The sequence below is a fragment of the uncultured Tateyamaria sp. genome, assembly GCF_947503045.1.
Classification (GTDB): Bacteria; Pseudomonadota; Alphaproteobacteria; order Rhodobacterales; family Rhodobacteraceae; genus Tateyamaria.
The window spans coordinates 41,008-64,863 of sequence record NZ_CANNCF010000002.1 but is presented as its reverse complement, the minus strand read 5'-3'; the positions used below and the strand labels follow the sequence as shown (position 1 = coordinate 64,863).

22 protein-coding genes and 1 pseudogene are annotated in these 23,856 nt (G+C 62.6%); 7 read left to right on the top strand and 16 right to left on the bottom strand.

Going from position 1 to position 23,856, the window contains the following annotated elements:
• The first annotated feature begins 15 nt into the window (after nt 1-15).
• The gene (gene lysA / locus Q1A89_RS08790; protein ID WP_299726411.1) at nt 16-1,281 is read left to right on the top strand and encodes a diaminopimelate decarboxylase; all 1,266 of its coding nucleotides are present in this window, start codon (nt 16-18) and stop codon (nt 1,279-1,281) included.
• A 121-nt stretch (nt 1,282-1,402) separates the two neighbouring features.
• On the top strand, nt 1,403-4,000 hold the full coding sequence (locus Q1A89_RS08785; protein WP_299726409.1) for a TIGR02302 family protein: 2,598 nt from the start codon (nt 1,403-1,405) through the stop codon (nt 3,998-4,000).
• A gap of 12 nt (nt 4,001-4,012) precedes the next feature.
• Here Q1A89_RS08785 and Q1A89_RS08780 read toward each other — a convergent pair whose 3' ends face one another.
• The gene (locus Q1A89_RS08780) at nt 4,013-4,825 is read right to left on the bottom strand and encodes a zinc-ribbon domain-containing protein (RefSeq protein WP_299726407.1); all 813 of its coding nucleotides are present in this window, start codon (nt 4,823-4,825) and stop codon (nt 4,013-4,015) included.
• A gap of 143 nt (nt 4,826-4,968) precedes the next feature.
• Here Q1A89_RS08780 and Q1A89_RS08775 point away from each other — a divergent pair, with 143 nt between their 5' ends.
• Genes Q1A89_RS08775 through Q1A89_RS08760 form a run of 4 tightly spaced genes read left to right on the top strand, consistent with a single transcriptional unit; the run spans nt 4,969 to nt 7,865 of the window.
• Nucleotides 4,969-5,646 (top strand): ATP-binding cassette domain-containing protein, encoded by a 678-nt coding sequence (locus Q1A89_RS08775; protein WP_299726404.1) that lies wholly within the window; start codon nt 4,969-4,971, stop codon nt 5,644-5,646.
• Nucleotides 5,643-6,548: an FtsX-like permease family protein gene (locus Q1A89_RS08770; protein ID WP_299726401.1), complete on the top strand. Its 906-nt coding sequence runs from the start codon at nt 5,643-5,645 to the stop codon at nt 6,546-6,548. The genes Q1A89_RS08775 and Q1A89_RS08770 overlap by 4 nt, the downstream gene beginning before the upstream one ends.
• Nucleotides 6,545-7,276, top strand: coding sequence for a lysophospholipid acyltransferase family protein (locus tag Q1A89_RS08765; RefSeq protein ID WP_299726398.1), 732 nt, complete (start codon nt 6,545-6,547; stop codon nt 7,274-7,276). Before Q1A89_RS08770 ends, Q1A89_RS08765 begins: the two co-directional genes overlap by 4 nt.
• Complete coding sequence (locus tag Q1A89_RS08760) at nt 7,263-7,865, top strand: pyridoxamine 5'-phosphate oxidase family protein (protein ID WP_299726395.1); 603 nt, start codon at nt 7,263-7,265, stop codon at nt 7,863-7,865. Before Q1A89_RS08765 ends, Q1A89_RS08760 begins: the two co-directional genes overlap by 14 nt.
• A gap of 66 nt (nt 7,866-7,931) precedes the next feature.
• On the opposite strand, the gene Q1A89_RS08755 is transcribed toward Q1A89_RS08760, so the two are convergent.
• The 13 genes and pseudogenes from Q1A89_RS08755 to sucC form a co-directional block, all read right to left on the bottom strand.
• The gene (locus tag Q1A89_RS08755) at nt 7,932-8,432 is read right to left on the bottom strand and encodes a fasciclin domain-containing protein (protein WP_299726393.1); all 501 of its coding nucleotides are present in this window, start codon (nt 8,430-8,432) and stop codon (nt 7,932-7,934) included.
• Between the two features lie 273 nt (nt 8,433-8,705).
• Nucleotides 8,706-10,097: pseudogene (lpdA, locus tag Q1A89_RS08750) on the bottom strand (dihydrolipoyl dehydrogenase); the annotation flags it as partial.
• 75 nt (nt 10,098-10,172) lie between these two features.
• A complete protein-coding gene (locus tag Q1A89_RS08745; RefSeq protein ID WP_299726389.1) occupies nt 10,173-10,583 on the bottom strand; it encodes an MAPEG family protein in 411 nt (136 codons plus the stop codon).
• A gap of 10 nt (nt 10,584-10,593) precedes the next feature.
• Nucleotides 10,594-10,983 (bottom strand): MAPEG family protein, encoded by a 390-nt coding sequence (locus tag Q1A89_RS08740; protein WP_299726388.1) that lies wholly within the window; start codon nt 10,981-10,983, stop codon nt 10,594-10,596.
• A 40-nt stretch (nt 10,984-11,023) separates the two neighbouring features.
• Complete coding sequence (locus tag Q1A89_RS08735; RefSeq protein WP_299726385.1) at nt 11,024-11,416, bottom strand: hypothetical protein; 393 nt, start codon at nt 11,414-11,416, stop codon at nt 11,024-11,026.
• A 79-nt stretch (nt 11,417-11,495) separates the two neighbouring features.
• Entirely contained in the window at nt 11,496-13,001 is a 1,506-nt protein-coding gene (gene odhB, locus Q1A89_RS08730) for a 2-oxoglutarate dehydrogenase complex dihydrolipoyllysine-residue succinyltransferase (RefSeq protein WP_299726382.1), read from the bottom strand.
• A 4-nt stretch (nt 13,002-13,005) separates the two neighbouring features.
• Nucleotides 13,006-15,969, bottom strand: coding sequence for a 2-oxoglutarate dehydrogenase E1 component (locus Q1A89_RS08725; RefSeq protein ID WP_299726379.1), 2,964 nt, complete (start codon nt 15,967-15,969; stop codon nt 13,006-13,008).
• On the bottom strand, nt 15,966-16,397 hold the full coding sequence (locus Q1A89_RS08720) for a DUF805 domain-containing protein (protein WP_299726377.1): 432 nt from the start codon (nt 16,395-16,397) through the stop codon (nt 15,966-15,968). Before Q1A89_RS08720 ends, Q1A89_RS08725 begins: the two co-directional genes overlap by 4 nt.
• A gap of 325 nt (nt 16,398-16,722) precedes the next feature.
• A complete protein-coding gene (gene sucD / locus Q1A89_RS08715; RefSeq protein ID WP_299726376.1) occupies nt 16,723-17,607 on the bottom strand; it encodes a succinate--CoA ligase subunit alpha in 885 nt (294 codons plus the stop codon).
• 39 nt (nt 17,608-17,646) lie between these two features.
• Nucleotides 17,647-18,438 carry a class I SAM-dependent methyltransferase gene (locus tag Q1A89_RS08710; protein WP_299726375.1) on the bottom strand — a complete coding sequence of 264 codons (792 nt, stop codon included), beginning with the start codon at nt 18,436-18,438 and terminating at the stop codon, nt 17,647-17,649.
• Nucleotides 18,435-18,947, bottom strand: a complete 513-nt coding sequence (locus tag Q1A89_RS08705; RefSeq protein ID WP_299726373.1) for a hypothetical protein — start codon at nt 18,945-18,947, stop codon at nt 18,435-18,437. The genes Q1A89_RS08710 and Q1A89_RS08705 overlap by 4 nt, the downstream gene beginning before the upstream one ends.
• 69 nt (nt 18,948-19,016) lie before the next feature.
• On the bottom strand, nt 19,017-19,475 hold the full coding sequence (locus tag Q1A89_RS08700) for a hypothetical protein (protein ID WP_299726372.1): 459 nt from the start codon (nt 19,473-19,475) through the stop codon (nt 19,017-19,019).
• 4 nt (nt 19,476-19,479) lie between these two features.
• Nucleotides 19,480-20,673: an ADP-forming succinate--CoA ligase subunit beta gene (sucC, locus tag Q1A89_RS08695; protein WP_299726371.1), complete on the bottom strand. Its 1,194-nt coding sequence runs from the start codon at nt 20,671-20,673 to the stop codon at nt 19,480-19,482.
• Nucleotides 20,674-20,848: 175 nt separating this feature from the next.
• On the opposite strand from sucC, the gene Q1A89_RS08690 reads away from it, so the two are divergent.
• A complete protein-coding gene (locus Q1A89_RS08690; protein WP_299726369.1) occupies nt 20,849-21,892 on the top strand; it encodes a glycosyltransferase family 2 protein in 1,044 nt (347 codons plus the stop codon).
• Here the strand turns inward: Q1A89_RS08690 and Q1A89_RS08685 are convergent.
• Nucleotides 21,889-22,704 (bottom strand): adenylate/guanylate cyclase domain-containing protein, encoded by an 816-nt coding sequence (locus Q1A89_RS08685; protein WP_299726366.1) that lies wholly within the window; start codon nt 22,702-22,704, stop codon nt 21,889-21,891. The two genes, Q1A89_RS08690 and Q1A89_RS08685, sit on opposite strands and share 4 nt — an antisense overlap.
• A gap of 73 nt (nt 22,705-22,777) precedes the next feature.
• Nucleotides 22,778-23,740, bottom strand: a complete 963-nt coding sequence (mdh, locus tag Q1A89_RS08680) for a malate dehydrogenase (protein ID WP_299726363.1) — start codon at nt 23,738-23,740, stop codon at nt 22,778-22,780.
• Nucleotides 23,741-23,856: the final 116 nt, after the last annotated feature.

The following is a 23,856-nucleotide window of genomic DNA, read 5'->3' as shown; positions in this document are numbered from 1 at the left end:
GCTATTGGCCGGTGCATGGACCATTTTCTCTACCGCGATGGCGCGCTTTTCGCCGAAGACGTCCCCCTGTCCGAGATTGCGGCAGCGGTTGGCACGCCCTTCTATGTCTATTCAACCGCAACGCTTTTGCGCCACTATACCGTTCTGGATGAGGCACTGGCAGGCACCGACCACCTGGTCTGCTATGCGATGAAGGCGGCCAGCAATCAGGCCATCCTCAAGACGCTGGCGCAGGCTGGCGCGGGCATGGACGTGGTGTCGGGCGGTGAATATCTGCGCGCCAAGGCTGCAGGTGTGCCCGGCGAGCGCATCGTCTTTTCCGGTATCGGCAAGACGGCAGACGAAATCCGCATGGCCCTGACCGGCGGCATCCGCCAGTTCAACGTCGAATCCGAACCCGAGATGGAGGTGCTGAACCGCGTCGCGGGCGAGGTTGGCGTGACCGCCCCCATCACCATCCGGGTGAACCCGGATGTGGACGCCAAAACGCACGCCAAGATCGCCACCGGCAAGTCAGAAAACAAGTTCGGCATTCCCATCGCCCGTGCCCGCGAGGTCTATGCCATGGCCGCTGCGATGGAGCACCTCGAAGTGATCGGCATCGACGTCCACATCGGCTCGCAACTGACCGATCTGGCACCGTTCGAACTGGCCTATCAAAAGGTCGCCGAACTGACCGGGATATTGCGCGCTGACGGGCACAACATCCGCCGCCTCGATCTGGGCGGGGGCCTCGGCATACCATACGCACGCAGCAATGAGGCGCCGCCGCTGCCGGTGGAATACGGCGCGATGGTGCAGCGCACGGTCGGCCATCTGGGCTGCGAGATCGAGATCGAACCGGGCCGTCTGATCGCGGGCAATGCGGGCTGCATGATCAGCGAGGTCATCTATGTGAAATCCGGCGAGGGGCGCGATTTCCTGATTCTGGACGGCGCCATGAACGACCTGATCCGCCCCGCCATGTACGAGGCACACCACGACATCGTGCCCGTGATCGAACCGGAACCGGGCGTCGAACAGGTGCCTTACGACATCGTCGGGCCGGTCTGCGAATCCGGTGACACCTTTGCCAAGCAGCGGATGATGCCGCCGTTGACCGCCGGTGACCTCGTCGCCTTCCGCTCGGCGGGCGCATATGGCGCGGTAATGAGCAGCGAATACAACACAAGGCCCCTGATTCCGGAGGTTTTGGTGAAAGGTGATCAATACGCGGTGATCCGCCGTCGCCCGACCTTTGACGAAATGATAAATCGCGATAGCATCCCCGAGTGGCTTTAGCCGCGCTTAAGGTCGCTTGGCTTTAGCTGCGCGTAAAGTCGAGTGGCTTTGATACGCTCAAAGCCTATATTGAAGGTTCAGGCGCTGTTATGCGCCGCGCCACCGGTAAGGGACGCGAGATATGGCCAGTTTTTCGAAACATGATGTGCGCCGCGGGCTGAGCGCGTTGCGCTGGCCGCTGTTCTGGACCCGCGCGGGCATGTTTGCGGAAAACTTCTGGCGTGCGACGTGGCCGCTTGCCACGGTTGTACTGGCAGTTCTGGCCGTGTTGATGCTGGGCCTGCAGGACAGCTTCATGGTCGAAGCGGTCTGGGCCGCTGCCGTCATCTCGGCCCTCGCTGGGCTTGCGGCGCTGATCTATGCGATCGCGCGCTTCCGCCTTCCGACACAGGGCGCGGCCCTTGTGCGGCTCGACGAAACCCTGCCCGGGCGACCCATTCAGGCGCTGATGGACACCCAAGCGGTGGGCGACGCTGACGCAGCCTCGATGGCCGTCTGGCGCGCGCATCAGGCGCGCATGGCAAAGCGCGCGGCTGAGGCCAAACCCGTGCCCGCCAATCTGCGCATCGCGCGCCGCGACCCTTATGCCCTGCGCTATGTGGCCGTTGTGATATTTGCCGTGGCACTGATCTTTGGCTCGATCTGGCGCGTGGGGTCGGTCACCACCATGACCCCCGGCGCCGGCGAAGGGCTTGCGACCGGCCCGGTTTGGGAAGGCTGGGCGGAAAGCCCGCGTTACACGGGCCGGCCCACCATCTACCTCAACGACATCGCCGAAGGGCCGCTGGAAGTGCCCGCAGGCAGCCTGATCACCCTGCGCCTTTATGGCGAAGTCGGCGCGCTCACCGTGTCGGAGACCGTATCGGGCCGCGTAGGCGAGGTGCCCCCGGCCTCGGCATCAGAACAGGATTTCACCGTCGTGACCTCAGGCGAGATTGCGATCAACGGCCCCGGCGGACGGACATGGTCGGTGGCCGTGATCCCCGACGCCGCCCCGCGCGTGTCGATCCTGAACGCGCCGGACTCGGATGCACTTGGCGAGATGTCACTGCCCTATCAGGCCTCTGACGATTACGGGGTCGAGGCGGGCGAGGCGCGCTTTGCCCTTGATCTCAACGCGGTGGATCGCCGCCATGGCCTTGCCATCGACCCCGATCCGCGCCCCGAACTCACCGTGTCCCTGCCGATGCCCATCGCAGGGGACCGCACCCAGTTCGAAGAATCCCTGATCGAGGATTTTTCCGAACATGCATGGGCCAACCTGCCGGTCACGGTGGTGCTCAGCGTTCTGGACGCCTCCGAACAGCAGGCCGAAACCGCACCGCGTCAGATCGTGCTGCCGGGACGTCGCTTTTTTGACCCGCTCGCGGCAGCGATCATCGAACAACGGCGTGACCTCATGTGGTCGCGCGACAACGCCACCCGGATCGGCCAGATCCTGCGCGCGGTCGCCCACCGCCCCGAGGAAGTCTTTCGCAAGGAAGTCGACCAGTTGCGCCTGCGCCGCGTCATCACCAAGCTGGAGACGCTCGCCAGCTATGGGCTGACCGACGAACAGCAGGACGACATCGCGCGCGATATGTGGGACCTCGCCCTTGGCATCGAAGAAGGGGACCTGTCCAGTGCGCTCGAACGGTTGCGTCAGGCCAAGGAGCGCCTCAATCAGGCGATGCGGGACGGGGCCAGCCCGGCCGAGATCGAAGAACTGATGCGCGAATTGCGCCGCGCCACGGACGACTACATGCGGCAACTGTCGCGGCAGGCGGAACTGGACGAACAGTCCAACCCCGAAAACGGGGGCCAGCAGAACAGCCAGAACCAGATGCAGATGAATCAGGATGATCTGCAGCGGATGATGGACCGCATTCAGGAACTGATGGAACAGGGCCGCATGGCCGAGGCCGAACAGGCGCTGCAGGAACTGCAGGAAATGCTCGAAAACATGCGCGTCACCCAAGGTGAGGGGCAGGGCGGTCAGTCGGCGGGCGAACAGGCGATGGAAGGTCTTGCCGAAACGCTGCGCGAACAGCAGGGCCTGTCCGATCAGGCCTTCCGCGATCTGCAGGAACAGTTCAACCCGGGCGCTCAGGCCGGTGAAAGCCAGGGCAATGAGGGCCGCAATGGCGGTCAGGGTCAGGGTCAGCAGCACTCGCAAGGGGGCGAAGGTCAGGGCGAACAGGGTGACGGTCAGGACGGCAGCGACGGCAACCAGCAGGGTGAGGGCGAGGGGTCTCTTGCCGACCGCCAGCAGGCGTTGCGCGACGAGTTGAGCCGCCAGCAAGGCAGCCTGCCCGGTGCGGGAACACCCGAGGGGGATGCCGCACGCGACGCGCTGGACCGCGCAGGTCGGGCCATGGAGGGCGCCGAAGAGGCGCTGCGCCAGGAAGATTTCGCCGAGGCCATCGACAACCAGTCCCAGGCGATGGAGGCCTTGCGCGAAGGCATGCGCGCGCTGGGAGAGGCGATGCAGCAAGAGGCCCAGAACGGCCAGCAGGGCCAGGGCATGTCGGATTCGGACCGCCGCGCCGATGCACGTGACCCCTTGGGCCGCGATCCCGGTTCAAACGGGTCGGTGGGCACCGAAGAAGGGCTGTTGCAGGGCGAAGACGTCTATCGCCGCGCCCGCGATCTGCTGGACGAAATCCGACGTCGCTCGGGCGAAGGCGAGCGCCCGGATGTGGAACTGGACTACCTCAAGCGGCTGCTCGACCGGTTCTGATATCCTGCGGGATCAGGTCTCTGCCGACGACGCCAAACGATCCAGCCAGGTCAGCAACGCAGTGACCTGACCATCCAGCCAGGCGCGCGCCGTGTCCACAAATGCCACGTAGCTGCTGAGGTACGGATCGACTTGCGGAACGGCCTGCGCAATCTGCGGCGCCATCATGTAGATCGCGCCAAGGATGATCGCCAACAGGATCATCAGGGTAAAGCCGCGGCGAAAGCCGGATTTCGAGGGCGGCGCGACCGCGGTCGCATGTATGTCGCTGGATGGGCCCGAACTGCCCGTCTGACGGTCTCCGGACGAGCGCAGGGTCGAATTGATCTCTTCGATATCGGGCAGCAGGTCACGGCGTGACCCCAATGCGGCGGCGGTTGCGGCGGCCTCACTGACAGTACTTCCGGAGCCTTCTTCGCCGCGCAGCTTGGCGGTGCGCTCCTGCGCCTCGCGGCTGCGGCGCTGATCATCACTTTCGGCGTCCGGCAGACCAAGTTCCGGCTGACTTTCCAGGGTTTCGCCAGCGCGCGCCTTGGTTTCCAGTTCGGCCTCCTGACGCAGAATGTCTGCAACCGACGGGTCAATTTCGCGCCGTTTGGGTTCCGGGGGCGTCTCGACACGCTCTTCATCCTCGGCCGGGGCGTCATCGGGGTCCTGCAGGTCGGCGGGCTGCGCCGCCTCTTCGGCCGGTTCGGGGATGTTGTCCGGGTGGTGCTGAAACCAGGTCTGACCGCAGTTGGAGCATTGCACATCCCGCCCGTCGGTCGGGATCACGTCATCCACCACCTCATATTGCGCGTCGCAATTGGGACAAATCAGCCGCATCTCTGGTCCTGCCTTCTTTTTTAACTCCACCATATGTTGTAGAGGGCATGCAGAAAAGTAATAATTGCGTTGACCGGACCCAGCTTACCAATTGAAACCCGCATGATGCTGAGGCACAACAGGTGCGATGGGCGGGGGCAAACGTGATCGAGCTTGAAAATGTGGCGTATAGTTACGGTGGGGGCGAACTTTTGTCGGATATTTCCGTCAAGCTCGCGCCGGGTTCCTTTCATTTCCTGACCGGCCCGTCGGGGGCGGGCAAGACGACCCTGCTCAAGCTCTGCTATGGTGCGCTGTTGCCCTCCGCAGGCTATGTGCGCCTGTTTCAGACCGATGTGCGTTCGCTGGAACGCGATGACGTGGCGCAACTGCGCCGCAAGATCGGCGTGGTGCATCAGGACGTGCAATTCCTGGACCACCTGTCGGTCACCGACAACGTGGCCCTGCCGCTGACCGTGTCGGGCCGCCACGCCGAGGCCGCAGGCCCTGATCTGGCCGAGTTGATGAACTGGGTCGGCCTGACCAACCGGGCCGACGCCCGTCCACCGCAACTCTCCGGAGGTGAACGCCAGCGCGTTGCCCTGGCGCGCGCGGTGATCATGTCACCCGACATCGTGCTCGCGGACGAACCCACCGGCAACATCGATTGGGAGATGTCCCAACGTCTGCTCACCCTGCTGGTCGAGCTGAACCGCATGGGCAAGACGGTGCTGATCGCGACCCACGACCTTGGCCTGATCCGCGCCGCCAAGGCGCAGGTGCAGGCCCGTGTGCTGCGCATTTCCAACCGCCGCGTGCAACTGGCGGGGGCCGATCTGTGAGGTCCGCTCTCAAGTCCTTGCGCACATTGGTGGCGGGTGATCCCTATGCGGGACGCGTGGTGCCGCCTTCGGGTTTCACGGCGCAACTGACCCTCTTTGCCTCCGGTGCGATGGCCTTTCTGGCGGTGTTCGCGCTGGCCTTGTCGCTGGCCAGCGGACGGCTGGCCGAACGCTGGGGCAACGAACTGGCCGGAACCGCGACCATTCGCATCGTCGCCCCGCAAGACCAACGCGCCCAGCAGACGGCCGCAGCCCTTCAGGTGCTTGAAACCACACCCGGAATCGCGCGCGCGCGGGCACTGAGCGATGCCGAGCAACAAGCGCTTCTGGCCCCGTGGTTCGGCTCTGACCTGCCGCTCGACAGCCTGCCCGTGCCGCGCCTGATCGAGATTGTGAGCGCGGGGCAGGGCTTTGATGCAACCGGCCTGCGGCTGCGTCTGGCTGCCGAGGTGCCGGGGGCCGTTCTGGACGATCATGGCCGTTGGCGCGCACCGCTGGTGGCCGCCGCTCAGCGCCTGCGCCTCTTGGGCTGGCTCGCCGCAACACTGATCGTGGCGGCGGTGGCGGCGATGGTGACGCTGGCGGCCAATGCCGCATTGGCGGCCAATGCGCAGGTCGTGGCCGTGTTGCGCCTTGTCGGGGCGACGGATCGTTACATCGCGCAGGCCTTTGTGCGCCGCTTTACGTGGCGCGCGCTTGTTGGGTCGACCGCAGGGGTTGTGCTGGGGCTGATTGCCGTCTGGCTGCTGCCCTCGGGCGGGGATGCGCCCAGCTTTCTCACCGGGATCGGGTTTCAGGGCATCGGCTGGCTTGTGCCGCTGCTGTTGCCGCTGGTCTGTGCGGTGGTCGCGCTGGCCGCCACCGCCTTTGCCGCCAGCCGCGCGCTGAGGAGCCTGTCATGATCCAGACCATCCGGTCTTACCTGTTCATCGCCCAGATGTACGTGATGATGCTGGTCATCGGCCTTGCCTTTTTCCCCTATGCGCTGTTCGCCAAGGAAGGGGCGCGGCTGTGCTGCAAGACCTTCAGCCGCTGGGTGTTCTGGACGGCAAGTTGGATGATTGGCCTTCGCTGCGAAGTGCGCGGCGACGTCCCCCAGGGCGAAGTGCTGATCGCGGCCAAGCACCAGTCGTTCCTCGATATCATGATGATCTTTACCGCCCTTCCCAAGGCCAAGTTCATCATGAAGCGCGATATCCTGTGGACGCCCATCATCGGGTTTTACGCCAAGCGGCTGGAATGTGTCGCCGTTGATCGGGGCAAGCGCGGGGCCGCCATCGCCAAGATGGTGGCAGATGTCGAGGCCGGACGCGCTGATCCGGGCCAGTTGATCATCTACTCGCAAGGCACCCGCGTCGCACCGGGGGTCAAGGCGCCCTACAAGGTCGGCACCGGCGTGCTTTATGAACAATTGGGCCAGCCTTGTGTGCCCGTGGCAACCAATGTGGGCATCTTCTGGCCCCGCAAGGGCATGTGGCGCAAGCCGGGGCTGGCCGTGGTCGAATTTCTGCCCTTGATCGAAACCGGCATGGATAAAGACGCCTTTCTGGCCCATCTCGAAGAGGTGGTGGAAACGCGCTCGGATGCGCTGATGCGCGAGGGAGGGTTCGACCCCGATGGAGTTCATTGACACCGTAGAAGGGCTCGAAGCGCTCTATGGCACGCCCGGTGCGGCCTCGATCCGCAAAGTGGCCGATCATCTGACGCCGCTTTATGCCAAGTGGATTGCACAGTCGCGCTTTGCCGTGCTGACCACGGTGGGACCGGCGGGCACCGATGGCAGTCCGCGCGGCGATGACGGGCCAGTGGTGACCCCCTTGGATGCGCGCACGCTGGCGATGCCGGACTGGCGGGGCAATCAGCGGCTCGATTCCTTGCGCAACATTGTCGAGGACGGGCGCGTGTCGCTGATGTTCATGGTGCCGGGATCGAACACGGTGGTGCGGGTGAACGGACGCGCCCGGCTGACGGCGGACGAGGCCTTGCGGGCGCAGTTCGAGCAAAAGGGCCGGCAACCGGCCACGGTGATCGTGATTGCGGTGGGCGAGGTCTATACCCAATGCGCCCGCGCCGTGTTGCGCGCCGGATTGTGGAGCCGGAACGATGCGGACGGGTTGCCGACACCGGGCGAAATCCTTGCAGAGGTGTCGGGTGGAGAAGAAGGTGGTGCGGCCTATGATGCCGAATGGCCCGCGCGCGCCGCGCGGACCATGTGGTGAACGTTTCCCGACTTCTCAAAACGGGCCGGAATTATTAAGTAAAATTCCGAGGCCCGTTGTGCCTCGTTAAGGCAGCAGCACTTTGTCGATAGCGTGGATCACACCATTGGTGGCAAAGATGTCGGCCTGAATAACAATGGCATCGTTCACCTTCACGCCCGAGCCGAACTTGCCCACGATCCCGTTCACATCCACGGTGGCCCCGTTCACCGTCGCCACCGTCTGGCGCGTGCCCAGCACGTCCCCGGCGGTGATCTGGCCGGGCACCACGTGATAGGTCAGGATGCTGACCAGCGCGTCCTTGTTTTCCGGCAGCAGCAGATTGTCCACCGTCCCTGCAGGCAGTGCGGCAAAGGCCGCGTTTGTGGGGGCAAAGACCGTGAACGGCCCGGGCCCTTTCAGAGTGTCGACAAGATCAGCGGCCTGCAATGCGGCCACGAGGGTGGAGAAATTGGGATCCCCCGCCGCGATGTCGACGATGTCATCACCTTGCGGTTGCGCACAGGCACTCAGCGCGAGGAGGGCAGCACCGCCCCCGAGAAATTTCAGCGTATTGCGACGATCCATCGATCATATCCTTTCTTCAGTTCACATCTGCAGGGCCATGCGGCTCCGCCTTGAGCCAGCAAAGGCGTTTCTCATCCGAAAAGAAATTCGCATTGCCGCCCGTATGGGATCAAAACGAGTGATCGGCAGGAAAGTTCCTTTGGGGCGCGGCGCAAACGGCAACAGCCCGCCTGCGCCGGGGCGCAGGCAGTTGATTTGGGACGCAAAGGCGGGTTTTGACGACGAAATACGGACCTGTTGGTCAGTCGCTCGCAGGTGCGCCTGACCTTCGGATCAGCTGTGGATCGGCCCCAATCCGCAGGCCAGGGCGGCCTCGCGCACGGCCTCTGAATAGGTCGGGTGGGCATGGCATGTCAGCGCCAGATCCTCGGCCGAGGCGCCGAACTCCATGGACACGCAGATCTCGTGGATCAGATCGCCGGCGGCGGGGCCGATGATATGGGCGCCCAGAATCCGGTCGGTGTCTGCATCCGCGAGGATTTTCACGAACCCGTCGCCCGCGAAATTCGCCTTGGCCCGACCGTTGCCCATGAAGCTGAACTTGCCGACCTTGTACTTTGTCCCCGCCTCTTTCAGCCCCTGTTCGGTGGCGCCGACATTGGCGACTTCGGGGTGGGTGTAGATCACGCCGGGGATCACGTCATAGTTCACGTGCCCATGTTTGCCCGCGATGTGATCGGCGGCGGCCATGCCTTCGTCTTCGGCCTTGTGGGCCAGCATGGGCCCCTCGATCACGTCGCCGATGGCGTAGATGCCGGGCACATTTGTCTGCCAATGGGCATCAACCGCGATCTGGCCACGCTTGGTCATCGCAATGCCCAATGCATCAAGGCCAAGGCCTTCGGTGTAGGGTTTGCGCCCCGTCGCGACCAACACGATGTCGGCATCCACAACGTGTTCGCTGTCATCCTTGCGCAACTTGTAGGTAACCTTGGCCTTGGTCTTGGTCGCGTCGACCTTCTGAACGGCGGCTCCCATGGTAAAGCTCAGACCCTGTTTGGCCAGCAACCGCTGGAACGTGCGCTGCACCTCGGCGTCCATGCCGGGGGTGATCGCATCGAGAAACTCGATCACCTCGACCTCTGCGCCCAGACGGGAATAGACCGAACCAAGTTCGAGCCCGATTACGCCAGCGCCGATCACCACCATCTTCTTGGGCACCTTGCCCAGTTCCAGCGCGCCGGTGGAGGTCACGACCACCTTTTCATCCACCTCGACGCCCGGCAGGGAGGAGGGTTCGGAGCCGGAAGCGATGATGATCGACTTGGCCTCGTGCACGTCCTCACCGACCTTGACCTGCCCAACGGCCGGAATGCTGCCCCAGCCTTTCAACCAGTCGATCTTGTTCTTTTTCATCAGGAATTCGACACCTTTGGTGTTCTGCCCGATCGTGTCATCCTTGTAGGCCAGCATCTGTTTCCAATCGACCGATGGCGACTTGCCCTTCAGACCCATGGCGGCAAAGTTGTGCTCGGCCTCGTGCAGCATGTGCGAGGCATGCAGCAGCGCCTTGGACGGGATGCAGCCCACGTTCAGGCAGGTGCCGCCCAGCGTCTCGCGCCCCTCGACGATGGCGGTTTTGAGGCCCCGTTGCGCGCAGCGGATCGCGCAGACATAGCCGCCGGGGCCGGAGCCGATGATGATCACGTCGTAAGAAGCCATGTCTTTGGTCCTTTGTTTTTGGGTCGGGACGGGGGCGCTGCCCCCGAAACCCCCGTGGTATTTTTGGTCAGAAGAAACTCACAAAAGGGCGGCGATCAGCATGCACACCGTGGCCGAAAAGCCGACAAACCAGATGTAGCTGCGCCAGGGCGTCCAGCCAAAGGCGTAGGCTGGCACATAGGCGATGCGGGCGGCGAGATAGAGATAGGCACATGTTGACGTGACCGTGCCGGATTTTTCGCCCAGTGTCACCACCACGCAGGCGATGGTGAACAGGATCAGCCCTTCGAAATGGTTGTCGAGCGCGCGGTAAAGGCGCGCGGTGCGGGTGCTGAGCAGATCCTCGATGTCGCCGCCCAATCGCGCGCGATCCCGTGGTGACATGGTTTTGCCCTGGCCAAGTTCGAGGTTTGCCGGGATGGCCATCAGCACGAATTGCACGACTTGCAGCAGGGCAGCGAGGGTCAGTACGGTGAGTTCCGGGGTCATGTGACGGGCATCATCCCAACAGCGGCGGGATCATGAGCGCGAGCCCCGCCAGAGACGTGAACCACGCGATGGAGCGCCCGAAGGGAATGCCCGAGGCAAAGACAGGAACATAGGCGACGCGCGCCCAGAACCAGATCGCGGCCCCCAAGGCGGTGGTTTCACTGCCCAGATCGGTGACCTTGAGCATCAGCGCCAGGGCGACGAAGGCGGGCAGGTTGTAGACATAGTTGCGCAAACCCCGTTCCAGCCGCCCGGCAACAGGGCTGGGGTCGCGCGCTTCGTCCTGGGTGCCAATGGCCCATCCGATCCCCTTGGTCAGGGCAGAGAAGGTCGCCTGCACGAACATGTGCACGATCAGCAGGATGACGGCATAGGTGAGGTAGGTGAGTTCGGGGGTCATTTTTTCATTTCAACTATATCAGTCTTGATTGCGAGTGCATTCAAGTTTCCACCACGCCACTGAGCAAAAGTACAAGTCCAATGATGAGAGAACCGATGCAAATAATCGCCATTCCTGCATTGACGGAAATCACCCATCGATCCCAATACCTGTGCCAAGCAGTATCAGGGTGTGCCGCGGTGTATGTATAGGAAATCAACAACGCAATCAGGATAGAGCATATTCCAACGACAAATGATGTCATAGCTTGTTTAATTACGCAGATTTTTACAGTAATAGATGTCTGCGCAGACGCATTGCCTAAAAAAGTCATAAGCGCCAATAATGCGCCTCCGTGCAAGACGATCATTGTCCGTACAAAAGACATGCCCAGAGCATCTGCTCGTTCCAGACGAGATATTTCCGACTCATCTCTTTTCAATTGCGTTTCCACCCAGTCATAGAAACCGTCGGCGGGGTGAAACCCCGCCTTACCGCTTTTGAGTAGGGTGGGGTTTCACCCCACCACACCATCACAAATCCATCAACAACCGCCGTGGATCCTCCAGTGCTTCTTTCACCCGCACAAGGAAGGTCACCGCGCCTTTGCCGTCCACGATCCGGTGGTCATAGGACAGCGCCAGATACATCATCGGACGGATCACCACCTGACCGCCAATCGCCATGGGGCGATCCTGGATCTTGTGCATCCCCAGAATCCCCGACTGCGGCGGGTTCAGGATGGGCGAAGACATCAGCGATCCATAGACCCCGCCATTGGAGATCGTGAACGTCCCGCCCTGCATTTCGGCCATGCTCAGCTTGCCGTCCCGCGCGCGCGCGCCCTTCTCGGCGATTGCCTTTTCGATGGCGGCAAAGGACATCGCATCCGCGTCACGAATGACCGGCACCACAAGACCCGTGGGCGTGCCCGCGGCAATGCCCATATGGACAAAGTTCTTGTAGACGATGTCGGTCCCGTCGATCTCGGCGTTCACCTCGGGCACTTCGCGCAACGCATGCACGCAGGCCTTGGTAAAGAAGGACATAAAGCCCAGCTTGACCCCGTGTTTCTTCAGGAACAGGTCCTTGTACTCGTTGCGCAGGGCCATCACCTCGGTCATGTCGACCTCGTTATAGGTGGTCAGCATGGCGGCGGTGTTCTGGCTGTCCTTGAGGCGGCGGGCGATGGTCTGGCGCAGACGGGTCATCTTGACCCGTTCCTCGCGGGCGGCGTCATCGGCAGCGACCGGGGCACGTGGGGCGGGCGCGGTCGCCGCAGGCGCCGGGGCGGACCCCGCTGCGGCAACGGCGCGGGCCACATCGTCTTTCATCACCCGGCCATCTCGGCCAGATCCGGTCACCGCATCACGGCTGATCCCGGCCTCGGCCATCGCTTTCTTGGCAGCGGGGGCGTCTTCGACATCCTTGCTGGCGGCCGGGGCAGGGGCCGGGGTGGCGGCCGCCGCAGGGGCCGCAGCAGCACCTGTACCGGAGGACGAGATCACAGCCAGCTTGGCGCTTGCATCCACGGTTGTGCCTTCAGGCGCGGTGATTTCGGCCAGGACGCCAGCAGCGGGGCTTGGCACCTCGACGCTCACCTTGTCGGTCTCCAACTCGCACAGCATCTCGTCCTGCGCGACGCTGTCGCCGACGGCCTTGAACCACGTGCTGACGGTCGCCTCTGTCACCGACTCGCCCAGTGTGGGCACCATCACATCGACAGAGGCACCACCGGCGGCAGCGGCCGGTGCTTCGGAGGCGGCGGCCTTGGCTTTGGGCGCGGACGCCGCGGCAGCGCCACCTTCGGCAATGGTGGCGAGCAGCGCGTCGACGCCAACGGTTTCACCCTCGGCGGCGATGATATCGGCCAATGTGCCTGCCACCGGACTTGGCACCTCCACGGTCACCTTGTCGGTTTCCAGCTCGCACAGCATTTCGTCAACGGCGATCGCCTCGCCGGGCTTCTTGAACCACGTCGCAACGGTGGCTTCGGTAACGCTTTCGCCCAAGGTGGGTACGCGGACTTCGGTTGTCATGGTCTTATTTCCCTTTGATGGTCAGCGCTTCGTCAACGAGAGCGGCTTGTTGGGCTTTGTGGTTGCTGGCCAGACCCGTGGCGGGCGAGGCGGACGTGGCGCGGCCCACGTAAACGGGGCGGGTGTGCTTGGCCTTGATGCGGCCAAGAACCCATTCGAGGTTGGGTTCGATAAAGGTCCAGGCCCCCTGGTTCTTGGGCTCTTCCTGACACCAGATCATCTCGGCCTTCTTGAACCGTTCCAATTCCTTGACCGCCGACTGGGCGGGGAAGGGATAGAACTGCTCAAACCGCATCAGGTAGACATCATCGATCCCGCGGGCATCGCGTTCTTCCAGCAGGTCGTAATAGACCTTGCCCGAACACATCACCACGCGCTTGATCTTGTCATCGGCCACCAGTTCGGTGTCCGAATTGCCGTGCTGGGCGTCGTCCCACATGATCCGGTGGAAACTGCTGCCGGTCTTGAACTCTTCGGCCTTGGACACCGCCAGCTTGTGACGCAACAGCGATTTGGGCGTCATCAGGATCAGCGGCTTGCGGAAATCGCGGTGGATCTGGCGGCGCAGGATGTGGAAATAGTTGGCCGGTGTCGTGCAGTTGGCGACGATCCAGTTGTCCTGCCCACACATCTGCAGGAACCGCTCCAACCGGGCGGAGGAGTGTTCGGGCCCTTGCCCTTCAAACCCGTGAGGCAGCAGCACAACCAGACCGGACATGCGCAGCCACTTGGACTCGCCAGAGCTGATGAACTGGTCGAACATGATCTGCGCACCGTTGGCGAAATCGCCGAACTGCGCCTCCCACAGGGTGAGGGCGTTGGGTTCAGCCAGCGAATAGCCATACTCAAAGCCCAGCACCGCATATTCGCTCAGCATCGAGTCGATGACCTCGTATTGGGCCTGCCCGGTGCGGACGTTGTTGAGGGGGTAATAGCGCTCTTCCGTCTCCTGATTGACGAGGCCGGAATGGCGCTGCGAAAACGTCCCGCGGGTCGAATCCTGCCCGGCCAGACGCACCGGATAGCCTTCGGTCAGCAACGAGCCAAAGGCGAGCGCCTCGCCCGTCGCCCAGTCAATGCCGGTGCCGGTCTCAAACATCCTGGCCTTGGCATCCAGCAGCCGTTCGACCGTCTTGTGCAGGGGAATACCGGAGGGCACCGTGCTCAGCGCGCGGCCCACATCGTCAAACGTCTTTTTGGGGATGGCCGTCTTGCCGCGCTGGTACTTCGTTTCCGCCGATTTATCGAGGTGCGACCACTTGCCATCCAGCCAGTCGGCCTTGTTCGGGCGGTATTCCTTGCCGGCCTCGAACTCGTCATTCATGCGGGCCTGAAAGGCGGCCTTCATGTCTTCGATCTCGCCTTCGGGGATCAGCCCATCCTTGACCAGCCGTTCGGTATAGAGGGTCAGCGTGGTCTTATGCTTCTTGATCTTCTTGTACATCACCGGGTTGGTGAACATGGGCTCGTCGCCCTCGTTGTGTCCAAAGCGGCGATAGCAGAAGATGTCGATAACCACGTCCTTGTGGAATTTCTGGCGGAATTCGGTGGCGACCTTGGCGGCATGGACCACGGCCTCCGGATCATCACCGTTCACGTGGAAAATCGGGGCCTCGACCACCAGCGCATTGTCGGTGGGATAGGGGGAAGACCGGGAAAAGTGCGGCGCCGTCGTGAACCCGATCTGGTTGTTGACGACGATATGCATGGTGCCACCCGCACGGTGACCGCGCAGGCCCGACAGGGCGAAACACTCGGCCACAACCCCTTGCCCGGCAAAGGCCGCGTCGCCGTGCAGCAGGATGGGCATGACCGTGGTGCGCTCGGGGTCGTTGTTCTGATCCTGTTTGGCGCGCGCCTTGCCCAAAACGACGGGGTTCACTGCCTCAAGGTGGCTGGGGTTGGCCGTCAAGCTCAGGTGCACGGTGTTGCCGTCAAATTCCCGGTCGGATGACGCACCAAGGTGGTATTTCACATCACCCGATCCATCCACATCCTCGGGCTTGAAACTGCCCCCTTGGAATTCGTTGAAAATCGCCTTGTAGGGCTTGGCCATCACGTTCGCCAACACGCTCAGACGCCCCCGGTGGGGCATGCCGATCACGATGTCCTGCACGCCAAGGCTGCCGCCGCGCTTGATGATCTGCTCCATCGCGGGGATCAGGGATTCACCGCCATCCAGACCAAAGCGTTTGGTGCCCATGTATTTGACATGCAGGAATTTTTCAAAACCCTCGGCCTCGACCATCTTGTTGAGGATCGCCTTGCGGCCCTCGCGGGTGAACTGGATTTCCTTGCCCAGCCCCTCGATGCGCTCTTTCAGCCAACCCGCCTCTTCGGGGTTCGAAATATGCATGTATTGCAGCGCGAATGTGCCGCAATAGGTGCGTTTGACGATGTCGAGGATCTCGCGCATCGACGCCACGTCCAGCCCCAGAACCTTGTCGATAAAGATCGGGCGATCCATGTCGGCCTCGGTAAAGCCGTAGGATTTCGGGTCCAGCTCCGGGTGTGGCTCGGTGCTGCGCATGCCCAGCGGGTCGAGGTCCGCCACCAGATGGCCCCGGATGCGATAGGCGCGGATGATCATCAGCGCGCGGATGGAATCCAGCACGGCGCGCTTGACCTGATCGTCACTGACGGCGACGCCCGACTCGGCCGCCTTGGCCTTGATCTTGTCACCGGCCCCTTTGACCTCGGCCGGGGCCGCCCACTCGCCTGTCAGGGCCTGGGTGAGGTCATCACCCGGCATCGGCGGCCAGTCACTGCGCGCCCAGGATGGCCCCGCCGCCTCATGCTTGACAGAAACCTCGTCATCGCCCATCGCCTTGAAAAACGCCTGCCACGCTTCGTCCACGGCGTGCGGGTCATTGGCGTAGCGGGCGTACATCTGTTCGAGGTACTCCGCATTGTGCCCCTGCATAAAGCTTGAGGCACGGAACTGGTCGTTGGGGGATTGGTCGGTCATGGGGTTACCTCATTGTTTTGATCCGAGGGTGCGGGTTGGGCGCTCGGGCCAGTGAGAATCCAGAAGGCGCGGAAGATGGGCAGCGCCCATATGATTGTGACGACAAAAAAAACTTCGGGCTCGGACGCGTAGAGTTTGTCGTCCAAGGCGGCCAGGAAAAACAGATTTGCGACGAGAATAATCGGGCTGAGGATCAGGATAGGCCACACCCATCTGTCTTGATCGCGCAACCGCCTGACGGCCGCGGCATGTGCCGGAACGAGTGTGACAACATAGACAATGACGGCGGCCCAGATGAAGACAATTGCCGACACAAATATCATGCCCTTTACGCTGAGGTAAAAGTACCAGAATTCCGAGCGGGAGGTTTGGCCGGAGAACGTCGCATATTTTTGAAAGCAGGTTTTTACGGACGTGGTCAGGGTCATATACGACACCTTCCCGCCAAGCTGGGGCAGCCTGACGCGCCGGACCCAATGGCTCTGCCGCGAAACGGCAACGCATATGCGGCACGACGATCCATCACCCCAAGTTCACCTTGACCGAAAATCCCAACTCAAATCGCACGTCCATAACCCGTCCCTTCACGCGTCTTCCCTCCACTGGGGCGGTCCTTCCGCCCCTAGATTTGCCGTCTCCCAAGGCCCACATCCGGGGCCCATCTCTCTCCTCAAAGGTTAAGGGATGGTAAATTCGCCCCTGTAACCCATTGATTTTCCTGCGGTGTGGTGATGTCCCAGCGTGGGACAGCCCTCACTTGTTGATCGCCTCCATCACCGCCTCGCCCAGCGTTGCCGGGCTGTCGGCCACCACGATCCCCGCGGCGCGCATGGCTTCGATCTTGTCTTCGGCCCCACCTTTGCCACCGGCGACAATCGCGCCTGCGTGGCCCATGCGGCGCCCCGGAGGGGCGGTGCGGCCCGCGATGAAACCGGCCGTCGGCTTCCAGCGGCCCTTCTTCTTTTCGTCGGCGAGGAACTGTGCGGCGTCCTCTTCGGCGCTGCCACCAATCTCGCCGATCATGATGATCGAGGTGGTTTCGTCATCGGCCAAGAACATCTCCAAAACGTCGATATGCTCGGTCCCCTTGATCGGGTCGCCGCCGATGCCAACGGCGGAGGACTGACCGATGCCCAGATCGGTGGTCTGCTTGACCGCCTCATAGGTCAGCGTGCCGGAACGGGACACAACCCCGCAGGACCCGCGCTTGTGAATGTGACCGGGCATGATGCCGATCTTGCAGGCGTCCGGCGTGATGACACCGGGGCAGTTGGGACCGACAAGGCGCGACTTCGACCCATCCAGCGCGCGCTGCACCCGCATCATGTCGAGCACCGGAATACCCTCGGTGATGCACACGATCAGGGGCATCTCCGCATCGATGGCCTCAAGGATCGAATCCGCGGCAAAAGGCGGAGGCACGTAGATGACGCTCGCATTTGCCTCGGTCATCGCCATCGCCTCGTGGACCGAGTTGTAGACGGGCAGGTCCAGATGGGTCTGCCCACCCTTGCCGGGGGTGACGCCGCCGACCATCTTGGTGCCATAGGCGATCGCCTGCTCTGTGTGGAACGTGCCTTGCGAGCCGGTCAGGCCCTGGCAGATCACCTTGGTGTTTTCGTCAATCAATACGGCCATGTGGGGCGTCTCCTTGGGGTATTTCGGGGGATGTCTTTGTCATGCGGCCATCTGCGGTTTGCGCAGCAGCACCTTGATATTGTCGTCGACGGGAAGGCCAATGCGATTGACCAGATGGGTTGTAAACCCGGCGCGCCGCACGGTGTCGCGCAAGGTCGCGTAGGTGAAATAGGTGACATGGTCGGGGTAGCGGAACCCGCACCATTTGGGCCCGATCACATGCCGGTTGATCGATCCAAAGTTGGGCACCCGGACATAGACGGCACCGCCGGGTTTCAGGGCGCGAAACACGCCTTTCAGGATGCCCATCAGGTCGATCTCGTGTTCGAGATAGGAATGCATCAGCACGCCATCAAACATCTCGGCCTCGAAATCCCAGACCGCCTCGGCGCCTGCCCCATGCACGCAATAGCCACCGCGGGCACGCATATGGGCATCGGCCTCGGCATGCAGTGCGCGGCTGAGTTCGATGCCATAGGGGATCATCGGTTCGGGTATGTTCTGGTGGCTGCCGCAGCCGATATCCAGCACCTTGCCGTTGTTGAACCACGCGCCCATCTTGGCGTGCTTGCCCTTGTGGGTCAGGCCAAACTGCTGGCGCAGCTTGCGGATCGCAGGGCTGAGGCCGGTCGAGCCACCCGTCTTCTTCTTTTCCACATAGGTCTTTTCCCACGCAAAATCTTCCTCAAGCGCCTCGTAGGCGACCGGGTTGCGCAGGTAGGTCAACGTGCAGGTATCGCAGGTCGCCACGTGCCATTCATCCCGGCTGTAGGGGTCCAGCTTGGTCGCTGAGGGGGTTTCGCAACCGGGGCAGGGGCGCAGTTCGCTCATTCGCTCAACCCCATCCCGGGGGGAAGACGGTCGACGCGGATGAACGTCTCGGGGCCCTTGCGGGTCCCGATATGCACCACCGCCACGCGTTTGCGCAACAACTCACGCGCATCGAGATAGGCGGTGCCATCGTTTGCGGCGAAGGGCGGGGTCAGCGGGATCGAGGTGCCAAAGACAGGCGGTTTGGCCATCTTGGCCTGCACTTTGGTCACGGCATCCGCCGCGTGATCGCCGTCAAAGACCACTTCGCAGCGCCGTTCGGCATACGCTGGGGTGTTGGGGGCAGGTTCCAGCGTCTTGTCCCAGAAGGTGAGGGTAAAGGGCAGCGGGTCACCGACAAGGTCGGCCATATTGGCGTGCGCCTGCGCAGGGGTCTGACCGGCCTTGAAGCAATAGGCAGTAAAGGCGTCGATGGCCGGGTGGGCGGTTGCGGCTAGCGCGACGGAAGAAGCAACGATCCCCGCTACAATTCCGGCCCCATCAGATGCAAACCGGAGATTCAGGGACAAGCCGCTACCGGTCTTGTTGCGGCTGCGCGCCTCCCCCCTGGTCAACCGATTGCGGCGCAAGCACTGCATTCATCCACCCGCCACTGCAAATCGGACATAAAGACGGCCTTCGACATTCGTTGGACGGCCAATCGACACGAGCTCTTCGGAGCCTGCAAGACGCGGAACGGACGTCACCTGTTGTGCTGATTTCAACCCGCCGGTGACCGTCGAACAGCGCCCGTCGATCAATTTGACCGACAAATCATAGTCCTGATGATAATAGGTCAGCGTCTGGGCATTCTGCACAAACCCGCCAATCGCCGCCAATGCCTCAGGGGCGCGGCGAAAACTGGGGCGTGTGGCCAGGCAGGCGGCCCTTATCACGTCAGATGCAATTTTTGGGGTGACGGCGCGCGATCCCGGCCCGGCCGCAAAGGCCACCGGAACGGTGTCCGTTGCGACTGCCGGAACGGCCTGACCATCGGATACACCCGTCTGGCAGGCCGCAACGCCGACCAGGGCCAATGTGGCAAGCATCGCCTTCATTGGATTACCCCTTAACGGCCTTCACGATCTTCTGCGCACCGTCCTTGAGGTCGTCCGCCGCGATCACGTCCAGACCGGAGGAGTTGATGATCTCCTTGCCCGCTTCGACATTCGTGCCCTCAAGCCGGACAACCAGCGGCACTTTCAAACCAACCTCCTTCACGGCGGCCACCACCCCTTCGGCGATCACATCGCAGCGCATGATGCCGCCAAAGATGTTGACCAGAATGCCTTTGACCTGTGGGTCCGAGGTGATGATCTTGAACGCTTCGGTGACCTTTTCCTTGGTCGCGCCACCACCCACGTCGAGAAAGTTGGCAGGCTCGGCCCCATAGAGCTTGATGATGTCCATCGTCGCCATGGCCAGACCGGCACCGTTCACCATGCAGCCAATCTCGCCATCCAGCGCGATATAGTTGAGGTCGTATTTGGAGGCGGCGAGTTCCTTGGGGTCTTCCTCGGTCTCGTCGCGCAATTCGTTGATGTCGGCGTGGCGGTACATGGCGTTGCCGTCAAAGCTGATCTTGGCATCCAGCACTTTCAGATCACCGCTGTCGGTCACGATCAGCGGGTTGATCTCCAGCATCTCCATGTCTTTTTCCATGAACGCTTTGTACAGCAGGCTCATGAGGCCGACGCATTGCTTGACCTGCTTGCCGCTCAGACCCAGCGCAAAGGCGATGCGGCGGCCATGAAAGGCCTGATAGCCAGTGGCCGGATCAACGGAAAAGCTCAGGATTTTTTCGGGGGTGGAGGCGGCAACCTCTTCGATGTCCATGCCGCCCTCGGTCGAGCAGACAAAGCTGACGCGGGAGGTCTGGCGATCGACCAGCAGGGCGAGATACATCTCGGTCTCGATGCCCGAGCCATCTTCGATATAGATGCGGTTGACCTGCTTGCCGACGGGGCCGGTCTGGTGGGTGACCAGCGTGCGGCCCAGCATCTTTTTGGCCTCTTCGGCGGCCTCAGATGCGGACTTGGTCAGGCGCACGCCGCCCTTCTCGCCAGCATCGGCCTCTTTGAACGTCCCCTTGCCACGCCCGCCTGCATGGATCTGCGCCTTGACCACCCAAAGTGGGCCGTCCATTTCGCCTGCCGCGGTCTTGGCGTCTTCGGCGCGCAACACGACGCGACCGTCCGAAACGGGTGCCCCGTAGCTGCGCAAGAGGGCTTTGGCCTGGTATTCGTGGATGTTCATGAGCGTAGGGTCCCGTATTGATGCATCTCAGTTGGCCCTATACGAACAGGACTGAAGACGGCGTAAACCAGCAATGTGCCGAAGACGCGGATTTTGCGCAGAAAAGTGAAATTTGTGATCACTGCCCAAAAAAGTGTGATCACAAAAAAACGATCTGACATCAAAAGGGAATCAAGTGACCTCAGCGCCGACCCGTAAAACCGACCTGCGCGGCCCCTCCGATTGGGGGGTGGTGATGACGGTGAACGAGCCCGCAGCACTTGTTCTGTGCAATGTGCGCTGGCACCTCGCGACGGGCGCGTGCGCGGTGCACGTGTTCCTGGACGATGCAGGCGATCCCGTGGCGCGCGAATTGGGGGCGATTGACGGGTGTCATGTGACACTTTGCGATGACGCCTATTGGGCCGTCCATCGCGGGCAAAAGGGGCGCCCAGCCTCGCAGATGCGCCGCCAGAGCATCAACGCCCATGTCGCCAAAACCGCTGCGCAGATCGACTGGCTGTTTCACATCGATGCGGATGAATTCATCTGGCAGGACGGCGATTTTGCGGGCGAATTGGCGGCACAGGGTGACATAAGCAAGGCCGTGAACCTGACCGTGCTCGAGCGGCTGTTTCCACAAGGAGCGCAGCAGTCACTGTTTGACGGTTCATTCCGCGCAACCTCCGCACTGTCAGAGACGGACGCGCAGATGGCTTTCGGCGAATTCGCGCCCTTCATGAAGCGGGGGCAGTATTCGCACGGGGCGGGCAAAAGCGGCATCCGCACCAGCGCGGATTTGCGGCTGGGCGTGCATCACGCCACCCGCACCGGCTCCGAAGGGCGGCAGCGGCGCGCGGCGCACCATATCGCGACGACCGCCCGTCTGCTGCATTTTGACGGGGTCACGCCGCTGCACTGGCTGGCCAAGGTGCTGCGCTACAAACGCACGCCGCCGCGGGTGCAGGGGGCACTGCTGCAACCCCATCGGGCGGCACAAGTGGCGTGGATGATGGAACGCAGCACAGAGCTGGGCACAGCGCGCGACGCGCACCACGCGCTATTTGCCCTGACTTCAGACCGACAAAAGCGGCTGGAACAGTTCGATCTGCTGCAAGACATCCCCTTTGATCCCGCCGCGCGCATCGGGGCGGGCACGCCTGACCTGTCCCCGGCCGCCTTCGATGCGGACCTGCTCCAGCGCAATCCGTGGATCCGGGACAACCTGATAGGCGACTAGCTTGCGGGCGCCGTCTCCTCCGCCGTCTTGCAGGCGCGCCATTTGCGGTACAGCAGATACAGCAGACCCATCGTCGGCAGGAATGTGATCAGAAAGGGCAAATCAAGGGCGATCTCGAAAAAGAGGATCACGCCGACGCCGCCCAGAATGCGGTTGCGGTCCTTTTTGAACTGTTTGCGCAAGGGGGTATCTTCTTGCGGTTCGTCCGGAACGGGCTGCGCGAGGGCGGGATCAGGGGGCGGCGGACTGTGCGCCACCTTGGGCCCGAGATTGTCCAGAAGGCGCGGCGCGCTCACCCCGTCGGCAACCACGGCATAGACCCCGATCTCTTCGGCGAGATGCTTGGGGGTGGCGGGACCAAGGGGGCGCAACTCAACCGACCCCAACTTGCCATGGGCGTGGTCATAGACATGTTGCGAGATCAGGATGCCGCCGATTTCAGCCATTTCCTGCAGGCGGGCGGCGATGTTCACACCGTCCCCCAGCAAATCGGCCCCTTCGATGATCACATCACCCAAGTGCACACCGATCCGAAACGGCAACAGGCCATCGCCCGCGTTCAGCGTCACCTGAATGTCCGTGGCGCAGCGCACGGCGCGCACAACGGACGGAAATTCGGCGATCAGCCCATCGCCCGAGGTGTTGGCAATGCGCCCGCCCGCCTCGGTGATGGCGGTGTCGATGACCGAGCGCGCGGCGCGCAGGGCCTGCACGGTGCCTTCCTCGTCGCGGTTCATGCGGCCGGAATAGTTGGCAGCATCGGCGGCAAGGATCGTGGTCAGTTTGCGGTCTATGGGGCGCGGCTGGGACATGAGGGGCATATAGCAACGAAAAAGGCCGGACGCGACTGCGCCCGGCCAGAAAAATCACGAAAAAGGGGTCGGATCAGGTCAGGCTGTCGTCAATGCCCTTGCAGGCCTCGACCAGACCCTTGACGGCGGCAACCGAGCTGTCGAACATCGCCTGCTCGTCCTTGGTCATCTGGATGTCGATCACCTTTTCCACGCCACCGGCGCCGATCACGGTGGGCACACCCACATACATGCCCTTGAGGCCAAGGGCCCCGTCCACGTAAGCGGCGCAAGGCAGCACGCGTTTCTGATCCTTGAGGAAGGCTTCGGCCATTTCGATGGCAGAGGTCGCGGGCGCATAGAAGGCCGAGCCGGTCTTCAGCAGGCCAACGATTTCCGCACCACCATCACGGGTCCGCTGCACGATGGCATCCAGTTTCTCCTGGCTGGTCCAGCCCATCTTGACGAGGTCGGGCAGGGGGATACCGGCCACAGTCGAATAGCGGGTCAGCGGGACCATGGTGTCGCCGTGGCCGCCCAGAACAAAGGCGGTGACATCACGCATCGACACGCCGAACTCTTCGGCGAGGAAGTGGCGGAAACGGGCGCTGTCCAGCACACCGGCCATGCCGCAGACCTTTTCATGGGGCAGACCCGAGAATTCGCGCAAGGCCCAGACCATCGCGTCCAGCGGGTTGGTGATGCAGATGACAAAGGCGTTGGGCGCGTGATCGCGGATGCCTTCGCCGACGGATTTCATGACCTTGAGGTTGATGCCCAACAGGTCATCGCGGCTCATGCCCGGCTTACGGGGCACACCGGCGGTGACGATGCACACATCCGCGCCCGCAATGTCCGCATAGGATTGCGTGCCGCTCATCTTGGCGTCGAACCCTTCGGAGGGGCCGGATTCCGCGATGTCGAGGGCTTTGCCTTCGGGCGTGCCTTCGGAAATGTCGAACAGGACCACATCGCCCAGCTCTTTTATCGCTGCGAGGTGGGCAAGGGTGCCGCCAATCTGACCGGCGCCGATCAGGGCAATCTTGGGTCTGGCCATTTGTGAAATTCTCCGCACTAGGGGTTTTCGTTGGCGCGGTGCCTAACGCGCATGGACGCGCCGTGCAAGTGTGCTGCGCTGCGGCACGGACATTCGTGATCGCTGGCAGGGCGCAA